Source organism: Blautia sp. St.27G3, assembly GCF_059728505.1.
On sequence record NZ_BAAGFO010000001.1, the window covers coordinates 554844 to 570062 of the forward strand.

General features: G+C 47.3%; 14 protein-coding genes. 1 reads left to right on the forward strand and 13 read right to left on the reverse strand.

Going from position 1 to position 15219, the window contains the following annotated elements; all coding sequences use genetic code 11:
- Positions 1 to 4: 4 nt before the first annotated feature.
- On the reverse strand, positions 5 to 1207 hold the full coding sequence (locus AC6I2O_RS02555; protein ID WP_120393354.1) for a class I SAM-dependent rRNA methyltransferase: 1203 nt from the start codon (positions 1205 to 1207) through the stop codon (positions 5 to 7).
- Positions 1208 to 1389: 182 nt separating this feature from the next.
- Between AC6I2O_RS02555 and AC6I2O_RS02560 the strand changes: the two genes are divergently transcribed.
- Positions 1390 to 1620, forward strand: a complete 231-nt coding sequence (locus AC6I2O_RS02560) for a hypothetical protein (RefSeq protein WP_120393353.1) — start codon at positions 1390 to 1392, stop codon at positions 1618 to 1620.
- Positions 1621 to 1701: 81 nt separating this feature from the next.
- Here the strand turns inward: AC6I2O_RS02560 and AC6I2O_RS02565 are convergent, their stop codons facing one another.
- From AC6I2O_RS02565 to sigG, 12 genes are all read right to left on the reverse strand, one after another.
- Entirely contained in the window at positions 1702 to 1932 is a 231-nt protein-coding gene (locus AC6I2O_RS02565) for a hypothetical protein (protein ID WP_120393352.1), read from the reverse strand.
- Positions 1923 to 2486 carry a DUF3990 domain-containing protein gene (locus AC6I2O_RS02570; protein WP_497741718.1) on the reverse strand — a complete coding sequence of 188 codons (564 nt, stop codon included), beginning with the start codon at positions 2484 to 2486 and terminating at the stop codon, positions 1923 to 1925. The genes AC6I2O_RS02565 and AC6I2O_RS02570 overlap by 10 nt, the downstream gene beginning before the upstream one ends.
- Positions 2470 to 2703 carry a DUF3791 domain-containing protein gene (locus AC6I2O_RS02575; protein WP_120393351.1) on the reverse strand — a complete coding sequence of 78 codons (234 nt, stop codon included), beginning with the start codon at positions 2701 to 2703 and terminating at the stop codon, positions 2470 to 2472. The genes AC6I2O_RS02570 and AC6I2O_RS02575 overlap by 17 nt, the downstream gene beginning before the upstream one ends.
- 357 nt (positions 2704 to 3060) lie before the next feature.
- On the reverse strand, positions 3061 to 4335 hold the full coding sequence (locus AC6I2O_RS02580; protein WP_120393350.1) for an adenylosuccinate synthase: 1275 nt from the start codon (positions 4333 to 4335) through the stop codon (positions 3061 to 3063).
- A gap of 134 nt (positions 4336 to 4469) precedes the next feature.
- Complete coding sequence (purB, locus tag AC6I2O_RS02585; RefSeq protein WP_120393349.1) at positions 4470 to 5903, reverse strand: adenylosuccinate lyase; 1434 nt, start codon at positions 5901 to 5903, stop codon at positions 4470 to 4472.
- Between the two features lie 49 nt (positions 5904 to 5952).
- A complete protein-coding gene (gene purF / locus AC6I2O_RS02590; RefSeq protein WP_120393348.1) occupies positions 5953 to 7413 on the reverse strand; it encodes an amidophosphoribosyltransferase in 1461 nt (486 codons plus the stop codon).
- A gap of 82 nt (positions 7414 to 7495) precedes the next feature.
- Positions 7496 to 8290: a hypothetical protein gene (locus AC6I2O_RS02595; protein ID WP_120393347.1), complete on the reverse strand. Its 795-nt coding sequence runs from the start codon at positions 8288 to 8290 to the stop codon at positions 7496 to 7498.
- A 21-nt stretch (positions 8291 to 8311) separates the two neighbouring features.
- Positions 8312 to 9574: a DUF5716 family protein gene (locus tag AC6I2O_RS02600; protein WP_120393346.1), complete on the reverse strand. Its 1263-nt coding sequence runs from the start codon at positions 9572 to 9574 to the stop codon at positions 8312 to 8314.
- Between the two features lie 15 nt (positions 9575 to 9589).
- The gene (locus AC6I2O_RS02605; protein WP_497741719.1) at positions 9590 to 13147 is read right to left on the reverse strand and encodes a DUF5717 family protein; all 3558 of its coding nucleotides are present in this window, start codon (positions 13145 to 13147) and stop codon (positions 9590 to 9592) included.
- A gap of 309 nt (positions 13148 to 13456) precedes the next feature.
- On the reverse strand, positions 13457 to 13906 hold the full coding sequence (gene nrdR / locus AC6I2O_RS02610; RefSeq protein WP_120393344.1) for a transcriptional regulator NrdR: 450 nt from the start codon (positions 13904 to 13906) through the stop codon (positions 13457 to 13459).
- A gap of 179 nt (positions 13907 to 14085) precedes the next feature.
- Positions 14086 to 14343, reverse strand: a complete 258-nt coding sequence (locus AC6I2O_RS02615) for a YlmC/YmxH family sporulation protein (RefSeq protein WP_120393343.1) — start codon at positions 14341 to 14343, stop codon at positions 14086 to 14088.
- A 65-nt stretch (positions 14344 to 14408) separates the two neighbouring features.
- Complete coding sequence (gene sigG / locus AC6I2O_RS02620; protein ID WP_120393342.1) at positions 14409 to 15188, reverse strand: RNA polymerase sporulation sigma factor SigG; 780 nt, start codon at positions 15186 to 15188, stop codon at positions 14409 to 14411.
- Between the last annotated feature and the right edge of the window lie 31 nt (positions 15189 to 15219).

Consider the following 15219-nt stretch of genomic DNA (forward strand, 5'->3'; position numbering starts at 1 on the left):
ACTCTTATTTTTCATCGACTACCTGGAAGATATAGAATTTCAGATAATAAGACTCCTCTGCTGCCCAGAGAATCGGATGATCCGGAGCCTGCGTACGATACTCAATCTGGCGCAGCCTTTTATGTGCGCTGCGCGCCGCCTGGTGGATGGTCTGTGTAAACAGCTCATACGTCATAAAATGCGAGCACGAACAAGTGGCCAGAAAACCGCCATCCTTTACGAGCTTCATAGCACGCAGATTAATCTCCCGATAGCCCTTCGCAGCATTCTTTACGGAATTCCTGGATTTCGTAAACGCAGGAGGGTCGAGAATGATCACATCAAACTTCTCGCCCTTTTCCTCCAGTTCCGGCAAAAGATCAAACACGTCTGCACAACGGAATTTCACACGATCTTCCAGGCTGTTCAGCGCTGCATTGTGCCTGGCCTGCTCCACGCCAAGCTCTGACGCATCCACACCGAGCACTTCCGCTGCTCCTGCAATCCCGGCATTTAAAGCAAAAGAGCCCGTATGTGTAAAGCAGTCCAGAACTCTGGCATCTTTACACAGCTTCTGAATTGCCAGACGGTTATATTTCTGGTCAAGGAAAAATCCCGTCTTTTGTCCATCCTGCACATCTACTGTATAACGAACTCCATTTTCTTCTATTTCTACATTCGTGTCAAACGCTTCCCCCAGAAAGCCCTTGTGCAGCTCCATTCCCTCCTGACGGCGCACCTTCGCATCGCTGCGCTCATAGACTCCGCGAATAAACACACTATCCTCTGCAAGGACTTCTTTCAGCAGCCTTAAAATAGTTTCCTTCATCCGGTCAATCCCAAGTGCCAGTGACTGCACGACCAGTACATCAGAAAACTTATCCACCACAAGCCCCGGCAGAAAATCAGCCTCACCAAAAATAAGGCGGCAGCTCCCGGTGTCAGTCACCTTTTTGCGGTATTCCCAGGCGTCGCGTACCCGCTTCCGCAAGAAATCCTCATCAATCTCCTGCTGCGCGCTGCGTGTCATCATACGTACCCGGATTTTCGAGTTTTCATTCAAAAATCCCTTTCCCAGACCATATCCGTCAAAATCCTGTACAGTTACAATGTCGCCATTATCCAACGGCCCCTCTACGCGCTCTATTTCATTGTCAAAAATCCAAAGGCCTCCTGCCTTCAGCATCCTTCCCTCGCCCTTTTTCAGTGTTACAACTGCCATGCTCATTATTTTTTCATCCTTTTCTCCTGAACTTTTCCGTGATGCTAAAAACTAAGAACATAAGTATAACATAATTCTTTTTTTCTTACTACCAAAACATATGCCCACATAAACTTCCTTTTTCCGGCATTTTCTGATAGAATGTAAAACAGAACTTCTAAACCGGCCCCCTTCAGGAGGAATTTATTATGAAAAAAGCAAAACGTATTTTCGCACTGCTCGGCGCAGTCCTGCTCGCCGGCATGTACCTGATCACCCTGATTCTCGCTCTCTTCGCAAATCCTGCCAGCAAAAACATGCTGATGGCTTCTATTGCCTGTACTGTGATTATTCCGTGTTTGTTTTACGGTATGATGCTGGTCGCACGTGTCCTTGGCACCCGCCACACGGACATAGAAAACCCGGAAGAAACGGAGTGATCTCCTGGACAATCGAATCTGCTTTCTGCCACACCGAAACAGGCGAATGAAAACTGTTCCGTCTTTCATTCGCCTGCATTTTTACTCTGAAATTTCTTTTTTATACATATCCGCAACAGCAGACGGGCCATCCCACCAGAGCTTTGTATCCTCATCATACAAAAGTATTCCGGTGTTAGACGATAAAAATTTTATCAATATTTCTTCTGGCTGCAACCGCAAATCCTCTGACAATTCATCAACAACCATTGTTATAACCAGATCTATTGCATTTTTTTTTGCTTCTTCCGTAATCGTTTTCTCTATAGCCATATTTTCTCACTTTCCATAAATGTCAGACATTTAAGCGCTTTATTTGTTCTAAAACAAAACTGATTCTGCAATCTTTCCGGAAGTAATAAACTAATACACATATCATCTGCGGATTTCATGCCCAGTTGTCCAAAAGTTCCAACCATATAGGCTGTTATCGTTGCATTTGTATTATCATCTGCAATTTTACCCGCTATAACATCACAAGCTTTTAATTTCTCAACGATTTCAGGAAAAGCTTTCTTTTTTCGGTGTCCAACGATACAATGCAGCCAATCTGCATCAGCTTCATTATAAATATGCACATCCAGCTCTCCCTCAAACATTACCTTAAAACTGGATACAACCCCATACCTCTGTTCAGTAGGTACGATACCATTTGCAACTGCTTTTCTAGTTGAAATCCCAGCAAAACTTTCCGCCTGTTTTTTTGATGTTGTCAAATAAAATCCGGTTCCAAAGTCTTTATACCTTGCGCACTTATTTAAATCGGGCATTGTTACTTCACAATAGCTGCCATGATAAAGGGCCAAACCATCAATCAATTCCAGCACTACTCAATCCCCCTCTATTTTCAAGATACGCCGTTACATCATCAAATATCGCATCGTCGCCTTCTACATGAAAGATTCCGAAACAACTCTTAATATACTGAAGAACATCAAATTTAGAAAATATTTCAGAAATTGTTTCTATCGGCAAATTCCATGCTTCAGACGCAAGTCGCATGATCCTCACCTGCATATATATAATCTGCTGTTTTTCAGTCATATAATATTCCTCCCATCCACACCTGTTTTTATTATACTTTGTGCTGTTTACTTAAGCAAATACTTTTTCTTACAGAAGTTGAGTGGTATTCTTTGAGTAGAGAAGACTTTCCCCGACTCGACATGCGGGCGCATGCCGTGAACGGCCAATTTTCATATGCGTCCCTTCATCGAGTAGGGAAGATTTCTTTCCCAACTCGGGTGCCAGTCATCTGTCAGCACTTACTAACCTATTTTCTTTGTTTTCCCGTAGGCATAGAAAAACTGCCGGCAGATTTCTCTGCCGACAGCCCCACAATCATTGTTATTTTATTTGTTCTTTCACTGTCTGCCGTCCAGATACGTTTATACGTTTCCCCTAACGGTAAATAATATCGTCTCTTCCCGGCCCGTTTGATACCATTGTGATCGGGAAGCCAATCTGCTTCTCTACAAATTCGATATAGTTTCTGCAGTTCTCCGGCAGTTCCTCATATTTGCGGATTCCCCGGATGTCACTCTTCCAGCCCGGCAGGTTCACAAATACTGGTTTCGCTTTCTCCAGAAGTGCAGTGGTCGGGAAATCTGTCGTTACTTTCCCGTCGATCTCATATCCGGTACACACCGGAATCTCGTCCAGATACCCCAGCACATCGAGTACGGTAAATGCAACATCCGTCGTACCTTGCAGTCTGCAACCATACTTGGACGCCACACAGTCAAACCATCCCATTCTTCTCGGTCTTCCCGTTGTTGCTCCGAACTCACCGCCGTCACCGCCGCGCTTGCGCAGCTCATCTGCCTCTTCTCCGAAAATCTCACTCACAAATGCGCCTGCACCGACTGCGCTGGAATATGCCTTGCATACTGTAATGATCTTCTTGATCTCATACGGAGGAATACCTGCGCCAATCGCACCGTACCCTGCCAGTGTGGAAGAAGAAGTTACCATCGGATAAATGCCGTGATCCGGATCTTTCAGTGAACCAAGCTGGCCTTCCAGAAGAATATTCTTTCCATCCTGTAATGCCTGATACAGATAAGACGCTGTGTCGCACACGAACGGCTCAACCATTGTCTTGTAGCTGTGCAGCTCTTCCATCAAGCTTTCCGGTGTAAGCGCCGGCTTGTGATACAAATGCTCAAGGATCGGATTTTTCAGATCACAGATGCGCTGTACCTTCTCCTCAAGCAGCGCGTCGTCAAAAAGCTCGCTTACCTGGAAACCGATCTTTGAAAACTTATCTGCATAAAACGGTGCGATACCGGACTTTGTTGAGCCAAATGATTTTCCGCCAAGCCGCTCCTCCTCGCACTGGTCAAACAGAATATGATAGGACATCACAATCTGTGCACGGTCTGACACCAGAATCTTCGGTGTTGGAACACCGCGGTCAACGATACTTTTCACTTCTTCAAAAAGCACCGGAATATTCAGCGCAACGCCATTTCCGATAATACTTGTTGTATGATCATAAAATACGCCTGACGGCAACGTATGCAGCGCAAATTTTCCATAATTGTTCACAATCGTGTGGCCTGCATTTGCTCCGCCCTGAAATCTTACGATAATATCTGCTTTCTCTGCAAGCATATCCGTAATCTTTCCTTTTCCTTCGTCTCCCCAGTTAGCCCCTACTACTGCCTGTACCATAATGTCTCCTCCTGTATCCGGCTGTGCGTCACCGCTGCTGTTTCGCTGCTACGCTGCCGTCATCAAACTATCTGTTTCCGTAGTCTACTGTCTGCAAATTTTATCCGGCCGAATGCCAAACGATCTGTCTTCGCTTATACATTGATCTCCGCCGTGACGCCAAGCAGCTCTTTATTTGCTTCAAGCACCGGCTGAACCACTGTCTTTACAAACCGTTCTACCTGTTCTTTGGACCGTCCAGTGTACCGTGACGGCTCCATTGATTTCTGAAGCTCCTCAAGCGTCATATTAAAGGAAGGATCTGCTGCAATCAGCTCCAGGAGATTATTCTCCTTTCCTTCTTCTTTTACATTTCTGCCCGCTTCCATCGAAAGCGTCCGGATTTTTTCGTGCAGCTCCTGCCGGTCGCCGCCAGCTTTTACTGCATCCATCATAATATTTTCCGTTGCCATAAACGGCAACTCTGCCATCAGACGTTTCTCTATTACCTTCGGATAAACCTTCAGGCCGTCTGTTACATTCAGACAGAGATCCAAAATACCGTCCACAGCCAAAAATCCTTCCGGAATGGAAAGACGTTTGTTTGCCGAATCGTCAAGCGTCCGCTCAAACCACTGGCAAGAAGAGGTGACTGCCGGATTTAATGCGTCACACAATACATAGCGTGCAAGTGATGCGATCCGCTCACTGCGCATCGGATTGCGCTTGTATGCCATCGCCGAAGAACCGATCTGCGTTTTTTCAAACGGTTCCTCTACCTCTTTCAGATGCTGAAGCAGACGAATGTCATTTGACATCTTGTGTGCGCTGGCTGCGATTCCCGCAAGCACATTCAGAACTCTCGTGTCCGTTTTTCTCGAATACGTCTGTCCCGAAACCGGTACGCACGCTGCAAATCCCATTTTTTCCGCAATCATCGGATCGATCCGGTCAATCTTCTCCTGATCTCCGTCAAACAGCTCCAGGAAGCTTGCCTGCGTTCCGGTCGTGCCTTTGGAGCCAAGAAGCTTCATTGTGGAAAGCACATAATCCAAATCCTCCAGGTCCATCAAAAACTCCTGCGCCCAGAGCGTTGCACGCTTGCCAACTGTAGTAGGCTGCGCGGGCTGAAAATGAGTGAATGCAAGCGTCGGAAGATCTTTGTAAGTCTCTGCAAAATCCGCAAGCTGCGCAATTACATTGACGAGTTTTTTCTTCACAAGGCGAAGCGCTTCTGTCATCACGATAATGTCCGTATTATCCCCTACATAGCAGGAGGTCGCGCCCAGATGAATAATCGGCTTTGCCTTCGGGCACTGTACGCCGTACGCATACACATGGGACATGACATCGTGGCGCACAACTTTCTCCCTTGCTTTCGCCACATCATAATTAATATCGTTCTGGAATTCTTTGAGCTCTGCAATCTGCTCCTCCGTAATATCCAGTCCCAGTTCCTTTTCTGTCTCCGCCAGAGCAATCCACAGCCTTCTCCAGGTCCGGAATTTCATATCCGGTGAAAAAATATACTGCATCTCCCTGCTGGCATAACGTTCTGACAATGGGCTTTGATACCTGTCTGTGCTCATATGTTTCTCCTTAAAATATATGTGAAGTTTATTGCTGCCTCTGTGATACCTACTGCTCGTAGCTTCCCCTGATATCCTCTGTGGGAGGGGCAAGCGGATACTTTCCTGTAAAACAGCCGTTGCAGATGGGCAAACGCCCTTCTACCAGCTCCGGCAAACGCTCCAGGCGCAGATATGCAAGAGAATCCGCCCCGATGATCTGCCGTATTTCTTCCACTGTATGATGATGTGCGATCAGCTGATCGCTCTTTGGCACATCTGTTCCGAAATAGCACGGATACAGAAATGGCGGCGAGCTGACACGCATATGAACTTCTTTGGCACCGGCCTCGCGGAGCATCCGCACAATCCGGTCGCTTGTTGTCCCACGGACAATGGAATCATCAATCATAATGACCCGTTTGCCCTCCACAGCCTCCCGCATCACATTCAGCTTTGTGCGGACGCTGGATTCGCGGTTGCTCTGTTTGGGTTTGATAAAGGTACGGCCTACATAACTGTTCTTAAAAAACGCCATACCGTACGGAATACCTGACTCAAGCGAATAACCGAGCGCGGCAACATTTCCGGACTCCGGCACACCTACCACAAGATCTGCCTCTACCGGAGAATCCATGGCCAGGAACTTTCCGGCCCGGATGCGGGAATTGTAAACGCTGATCCCATCCAGGCGGCTATCCGGCCTTCCAAAATAAATATATTCAAAAATACACCGGCCTTCGCGCTCGCCGCAGCCCGGCTTCAGACACATGCTGCGGTCGGAGACAATGCCATATTGCGGTGTAATCGTCACAATCTCTCCTGGCTCCACATCCCGGATAAATTCAGCCCCGACCGTATCGAGTGCGCACGTCTCTGATGCCAGAATGTAGGCATTGCCGCGCTTTCCAATGCACAATGGTCGGAAACCGTACGGGTCCCTTGCCCCGATCAGCTTTCTTGGAGACATGACAATCAGAGAGTAGGCGCCCTTCATCTTTTTCATCGCATTAGCCACCGCACCCTCTGCACTTTTCGTGTTTACCCGTTCCCGGGCAATATGATATGCCATTACTTCCGTATCAATCGTTGTCTGGAAAATTGCACCGCCAAGCTCCAGCTCTCTTCGAAGCTCCGGCGCGTTGATCAGATTGCCGTTGTGTGCCAGCCCCAAGGTTCCTTTTACATAATTCAGTACCAGAGGCTGCGCATTTTCTCGTGTGCTGCCGCCTGCTGTTGAATAACGCACATGTCCGACGCCGATATCTCCCTTCAGCTGTCCGAGATGCTCGCCAGTGAATACCTCATTGACAAGTCCCATTCCCTTGTGCGACAATACCTTACCTTTTGGCCCTTTTGTATCACTGACCGCAATTCCGCAGCTCTCCTGACCGCGGTGCTGCAGCGCATACAATCCATAATATATATCAGAAGCGACATCCTCCCCGGAAAAATCATAGATTCCGAAAACGCCGCATTCCTCTCCCAGTTTATCATCAAGCTCCATCTGATGGTGTACTCTGCAATCCATGCGCATCTCTCCTATTCTCTCCAAACTACGACACTTCATGACCAATTTCATAGTATACCGTATCTGCTCCCGGAAAGCAAGGTCAGATTTTCGTACTCCTGCAGTATTCCTCTTTTAATTCTTCCAGAAGTTCCGCCGGGTCCCTTCCGTGCAACCGTTCCAATTCATCCATAAACGGCTGCTGTGTACAGATCTTTGCATTATAACCCTGAATTTTCTGCACCAGATACGTATCTGCCTGCATCTCTTCAAGACGCTTCTGGTATTCCTCATCGGACAGAAACAGCGGCAGCGTGCTCACATACTTTCGAAAGGTCTCCTTTGTCTGTAAAAGAGCATAGGACTCCCAAAAACAGTCTGCCGCCTGCCGGAACTGGAACAGGCCTGCATGAGCTGCGCCCTTGTTGTTGAGAACCCCGGCATAAAACTGCGTTCCAAGCTTGCCGGGATTTCTCCGATTCAAAATCTGTTGATATTCCCAGATTGCCCTGCCAAACATCTTTTCTTTTACAAGGTAATCCCCCCGAAGCTTCTGCTTCATATCGCCGGACTGTACCTCAAGCTTGGCAAGTTTTTCCTGAAACTCCCGCATTTCCTGGTTCGTCAGATACCCCGCCTCCCTGAAAATGGGCAGAACAAAAAATGCAGCCCCGTCCTTTTTTTCAAGCTGTTCATAAAGCTGACGGTATAGCTTTCCCAAATGTAATTCGTCCCGAATCCAGTCACACAGTTTTTCGTTGATGATCGTATCGTCAATCAGGCAGACGTTATTGTACATATAAAAACAAAGCTCTTCGAGCGAATAAATCGCAGTCCTTATGCTTTCTATATAATAAGGCTTTTCTGCCTGCCGAAGCAGGCATAAATCATAGCTCATAGTAAACCCTTTCTCCGGAATCTAAAATTCAATTTCCCGGGTCCAGACAAATCCGGACGGCTTATAAAATCCTCCAAATCCCAGATCCTCCGCCTCAACATGGCATTTCGTCGGAGATGTGAAATAAATGGTCAGACGAATCCTCGTGGCCCGCGGCGGACGATGCGGCAGCCCCGTAAGCCGCATACTGTGCACAACGCCGTCCCCAGGCTCCATCGGATGCGAAATCATCCGAATCTCCCGCTCTTCCTTTAAAATGAATTCACATACATGATGAATTTCATACCAGTTCACCCCGGCGCTGACAATCGGATAGTACGTCTCCTTGCCCCGGATACGAACCTCCATCCCAATATTATGTTCCACCATATCCTGGCCGCTGAAAATAATATCGCGTTTCGCAATCAGACCGGCACGCTCCATCGCCGCATAGCATGCGCCTTTGGAATACAGATTTTGTCCCTGAAACGCGTGACGTTTATAGCAAAGATACTGAATCGAACGCTCTGCCCAGCTCTTATTAAAATAATCGCCCATCAGATAGCTGACAGAAATCGTCCTGCGCTCAAACACCTTTTTCAGAAGCTCAAAAAACAGGCGGTCCTTTTCTTTTTTCCAGTCTGAATCGCTGCGCCCGGCCCGAATCGTATCATCTACCGGCTGGCTGGCCACCTTCTCCACGCGGGCGATTGCAGGCCGCATTCTTCGATCAATGTGAAGCACATAACCTATGATTGTTTCATTTTCCATTTCCAGCAGCGCGACATCCTGATACCACAGCTCCTTTTTCTGATTCACCGTATAATAATAAAAAGAAGACAGATAATCCTGCAAATAGATCTGTTTTCGGTCCACGCCATTCTTTTCCAGCGCTTTTACAATCAGGGTGCTCCAGTGCTCGGTCAGTCTGCGCACCGTTACCATGATATGAATTTTTGTATTCTGCGTCAAAAGCTTCAGCTTTGCAAGACAAACTTTAAAATAAACGGACAGAAGCTCTGCCGCTTCCTCCACTTCCTGTTCCTCTTTTTTTTCTATTTTTCTGTAAAGATCAGAAATCCGCACTCTGTCGGGCTCCTCGCTTTCCAGTTGAGGCTTTCCGTCCCAGATCTGCCACTGTCCGTTTGCGCACTGACGCAGCGCCATCGGAATCAGTAGCTGCTCTGTATCGGAATTCAAACCAAGCGTAACTGGCTCGCGCACGGTCTGATGATAATAGGTCATCTGCGCATAAGCCTCATTTAATTCAATACCCAGAATCAGTTCATTCGTTGCCTGTATCATAAGTCTTCACCCTTTTTACACAAGTGTAAACACTTCCCTCGTAAGATATTCCAGCGTAAGATAAGACTCCAGTTCATTTTTCAGCGCCGTCTCATCCCCGCTTCGATAAGCTTTTGCGATTCGGTTCAGAATCTCGTATTTTGAATTTCCTCCTTCCGAGGCTGCAGGCGCCTTCAGCACAATCTTATCCGAACGCACTGTCTCTCCATCCCGTTCCTCTTCCAGATAGTATTCCAGTTCTTCTCCCGAAAACAATGTAAACTCCCGCACAAAAATGCCTTCAAAATAGTTTTTCACGGTTTCTTTCGTATATTCCTCCTGCTGCCCTTTCATCCGGTAAAAAATAGTCACAATGCTCTCCGGATTGCAAACATATTCCGCAAACACGCGACCTTCCATCTGATATGGCGCCAGAAGCGCCTGGTCAAACCGCTGCCAGAAAGCAAAACGCAGGCCATCCGCCCCAAATTCTTTCAGCATTTTTTCCGTTCTCGCACGCTGCTCTTCGGTAAGCTCCACTTTCTTCGCATAAAACTGCAAAAGTGCCAGCCGACACACCTCTTCCTGCTCTTCTATGCGCTCCTTTGGTTCCAGGTACTCATACTCCCGTTCTATATACTGAAATACAGGTGCAGCCACCGGAACACCTTTTACAAAATACTCGTAAGCTTTCAGATTCACATACGCCTTGCAGAGCCTTTTTCGCCCCATTTTCCGCACATACGACTCAAATACCGGCTCAGAGCCCTCGCTTCCGCTTCTGGTAAAAAGAATCATCATCATGATTTTTTCTTCCAGCAACATCGTATCGAGCTCAAAATCGACAGCCGCCTGCCATACCTGCACCATCTCGTGAACCGAGCCCTCATAATACAGGAGCAAATAACGGAGAAGCTTGTCATCGTATTTGCCGCTGCTGAAGCAATAATAGCACAGTGCGGTCAGCATCATATTTTCTTCAAATTCAAGCTCCAGCACCATCCGACTACAAATCCGGACAAGCTGCAAAAGCGGAATGCCTTCAGCCCCATAGGCATCCAGAAGAGCAAACGCATCCGCGCATTTTCCCTCCTCTGCGAGCAGCGCAATCAGCGCTGTTTTATCAACCCTGACATATTCCAGATAAGGAATACGCTCCAAAAATTCAGGCAAAGACTCATCTCTGATATGCTCCGCATAATAACCGAGCATCGCTCTTCGCAGCGCGTCTCGGAACGCTTCCGAAAAATCGTTCATCTCTGATGCAGCGCAAAAATACGGAAGTGTGTTCTGGTTGATCAGCCCCGCAGCAAGACACTGAGAACACAGATACAGCAACAGCCCCGGATAATCCGGTGCCTTCTGTGCGCACCAGCCAAGGATATCTTCATTCTCAAACAGTTTCCGACGTACACAGAGCCCGTCTGCATGATACCTGTGTCCCTGCGCATCTTCCACCAGAAGCACGCTGTCCGGATCATAAATGGGAATACAAGCCTTTCCGTCTGCAAAAAGTACCTGATGCTCACCCGCCAGATATTTTGAACGAACGATCAGTCTGCGCATCCGACTGTCACAACAACTGATCTCCCACGTAAACAAAACCCGGAGCATCTTTTCCGCCATCGGCCTTGTGAAAATGCTTTTGCGCAAAAATGCTTCATACAGAACTGCCAGATCATCAGAAATCCGGCCGCCTTCAATCTGATCAATTGCAAAGCGTTCCATCGCTGTCCGATAATGATGATACGTCTGCGCATCATTCTCACGATTTTCAATAATACTGCGATAAATAGCCGCACGGCGGCGATAATCAAGCGAATGATCATACGCAAAGTACATGCGAATGACCTGTGGCATGGACTGCAAATCCAGCGCTTCCATGCTTTCCATATAATATTCATATAACCCCGTAATACGCAGGCCGTTTTCCACACCTTTCGCGTACCACTGGAAATAACACGGCTCTTTTTTGTCGCCCTTCATCAGCAAAACACAGATGGATTTGACCAGATCTTCGGAGGGGTACAGCGAAAACCCGGCCGCAAGCACCTCATAGAGCCTGCGCTCAAAACGGCTGTGATGCACAGTGAGCCCTGCTACCTGACGCACAATCTCCGCCGTCAGAATCCCTTCACGTGCCGCAAAACGCAGCAGCTGCAGCTCATACTCGCCGAGATAGCGCATCAGGAACGGATTTTTCTTCAAAACCTGATAGGCTTCAAGATACATGATCCGGCTACGGCAGCCATAACGGAACTGCTCAGCGACCGCCTCATACTTGGCATTTTCGTTGTTTAACAGCTCTTCTTTGAGGTACAGTAAAATCCACTGAAGCTTCCAGTTTGTCTTGTCCCGGAAAAACATCCGTGTCACTTCCTCCTCCACCCGGTCCACATAAGACGCCTCATGGTAGAAAAAGGTTGACATGTAGAGGTAATACCCGTAACGCTCCGGTGTGTTCAGCCGGTATTTCTGATTCTCCAGGGTTTCCAAAAGCTTGTATGCTTTCTGCTTTTTCCCATCGGCAAAATAAAGCTGTACAAGAAAAAGATCTGCAAACGGGTCCAGCCCTCCTGCACGCTTATAGCTGTTAATCACACTGACGGAACGCTCCACCCAGGTAGTCAGATCAATGCGTTTGAGCCGGAAACTGACATACAGCGCTTCCAGTTCCTTCTGCATGATCTTGCAAATATGGTGCGCCCTGATCTTCTCTGCATTCCCTGTTTTCTTCGCACGCACCTCGATGGTGATCGTCTGTGTCCCTCCAATCAGCGAAAGTCTCGCATAATTGGTCCCGCTGTGCATCAAATTCGTATCAATCACCAGGCTGAGATCATACGTGCTGCCTGCAAACTCCTCGGTCGTAAGTGCCCTTTTTTCCGGGCGCAGAAACTTCGCGTCCGATTCAATCCGCAGTTTTCCAAAGCCCCAGTCGCTTCGCTCCACACGCAACACTTCCCTGACCGGCTCGGACAGATTCCCGAAATCAAGGACTGTCCTGTCTGCTGCAAACATCACAGGCTTCTTTTTCCCTGCTCCGACCAGGAACTCCTCCAGGCTGTAAAGCCCCGGTTCTCCTGCCATCAGACCGTTATAAAGCGCCAGAAGCTCTGTGTGTTTTTCATTCAGAAACCGTTCAAAAGCAGGAGATACAAACAGACGGTACGCCAGATGGAAATCCATCTGTGCCAGATCCGTAAGCTCAGATAAACTGCACAGCTCCAACGCTGCACTGTCGCTATCTTCTTCTGCAACACACAGACAGTACGGCAGCTCATATTCTCCGAGATCACTGCAAACCGTGATCACGCCGTTCATCTGTGTTCCGGCCGCAAGGCCGCTTGTATCCACCTGATAATGAATCTCATTTGAAAGTCCCTGAAACTCCACCGGTTCACAGATCATACGCGGACTGGATGTATACAAAAAACCCTTGATCTTCCTGTGATCTTCACTTTCCAGACGGAAGCTTCCCCGCACCGCAGTATCCGGCTGCGCTGTAATCGTAAGCTGCTCCGGCATGATTGCAAGCTTCGGACAGTCATATTCAAATATTCCATTTAATAATTGTTCAATTCTTCTTTTCAATTTTTTCACCTGTTCCAGCGTCAGGATATTAGAGGACGCTGTCATTAAAAGTATAACACTGACCGGGGCTGCGGTGCAACCGTATCAATCATTAAATTTTCCGGATGTGGGAGGCAAATGTTGGGAGGGGGTACCGGATGCCTTCCGGGCTGTGTATGGGAAAAATTGGGGTATCTGGTTGTTTTACCGTATATTTATTTTTTTGCTTCGAGCTAAATTATAAAACGGACTACCCCTGGTCCTGGATTATAGGGGGTAGTCCGTTCTGTCTTGCTTATTTCGTTTTCGTTTTTGATTTTGATGGTGATTCTATTCTAGTATTTTTTTGAGTTCGTCCATAAAGGTGTTGACATCTTTGAACTCGCGGTAAACGGAAGCAAAGCGGACATAGGCTACGGCTTCCAGGTCTTTTAGTTTGTCCATGACAATTTCACCGATTGCTTTACTTTCGATTTCTTTTTCTTCGCGGTTAAAAATGTCCATCTCAGCGGAATCTATCATTTCTTTGATTTTCTGAATCGGAATCGGACGTTTGTAGCAGGCGCGCATGACGCCGGCTTCTATTTTGCTCCGATCGTACTGTTCTCTGGTCTGATCTTTTTTGATGACAATGAGCGGAATGGTCTCCACCTTTTCGTATGTAGTAAAGCGTTTCCCGCATTCATCGCACAGGCGGCGTCTGCGGATGGAACAATTGTCATCGGCAGGTCTTGAATCTACGACCCGCGTATTATCCTGGTTGCAAAACGGACATTTCATGTGTGGCTCCTCCCCATCTTTCCTGCAAAAGCAGCGGCCTCGGCTGTGCTTACCGGCACCTGGCATCCCGCTTTTTTATGAGTATAAAGGATAAAAGGGAAGGCTGTCAATGACGAATGGAAAATATATGAAGAATTCGGCGAACTTAAAGTTACACTGTTTTTCTTTCGGGTAACTGCTCAGGTGCATTTCTTTCTGTGCTCTTCCTCGTCAATATCTACAAGAATGATGTCTGTTCCAATCTGCACGATGCAGCGCCATGGTATGATATACTCAAAATCCCGGCCCAGGAAACAGCAGAACTTTCCGGGACCGGGAACAATGAGCGCCAGAATGCAGCCGGTTTTGCAGTCAAACTCCAGATCGCTGACACAGCCCAGAGAACAGCAGGTCTGAACATTGATGACTTCTTTTTGTTTCAGATCACTGAATCGCATAAAAACGGTTCCTATTCTCTCTTTTTTCTATTGTATGATCTGCGCACCGCTTTGTTCTTTCTCATTTATGCCCTTAGATAATTTTTCATGCTTTTTAATGCATTTTTCTCCAGACGGCTCACCTGAGCTTGCGAGATCCCGATCTCAGCGGCAACCTCCATCTGTGTCTTGCCCTCGTAAAAGCGCAGCTCGATGATATGCCTTTCTCGTTCATCCAGGCGTTTCATTGCCTCCTTCAGTGATATGACCTCTACCCAGTTTTCTTCTTTGTTCTTTTTATCACTGATCTGGTCCATGACATACAGGGCATCACCACCCTCCGTATACACCGGATCATAGAGACTGACAGGGCTTTGAATGGCATCCATGGCATATACGATCTCTTCTTTCGATATGCCGATCTCTTCTGCAATTTCATTTATCGTGGGCTCTTTCAAATGCTTTTTCGTATAATTCTCTTTTGCGTAAATGGCCTTGTAAGCTGTGTCCCGCAAAGACCGACTGACGCGAATCGCATTGTTATCACGCAGATATCGCCTGATTTCGCCGATTATCATCGGAACTGCATACGTAGAAAATTTTACATTCAGGCTTGTATCAAAATTGTCAATAGCCTTCATCAGACCAATACAGCCAATCTGAAACAAATCATCCACATTTTCATTGCTTGCCGAAAAACGCTTGATGACGCTTAATACAAGGCGAAGATTTCCTTTGATATATAATTCGCGGGCATTCTCATCCCCTGCTTTAATCCGCTCAAAAAGAAATTCTTTCTCCTCACCCGTCAGAACCGGAAGCTTCGATGTGTTGACGCCACATATCTCTACTTTGTTCAGTGCCATATGAATCATCCTCCTGAAAGTATCTTCTGAT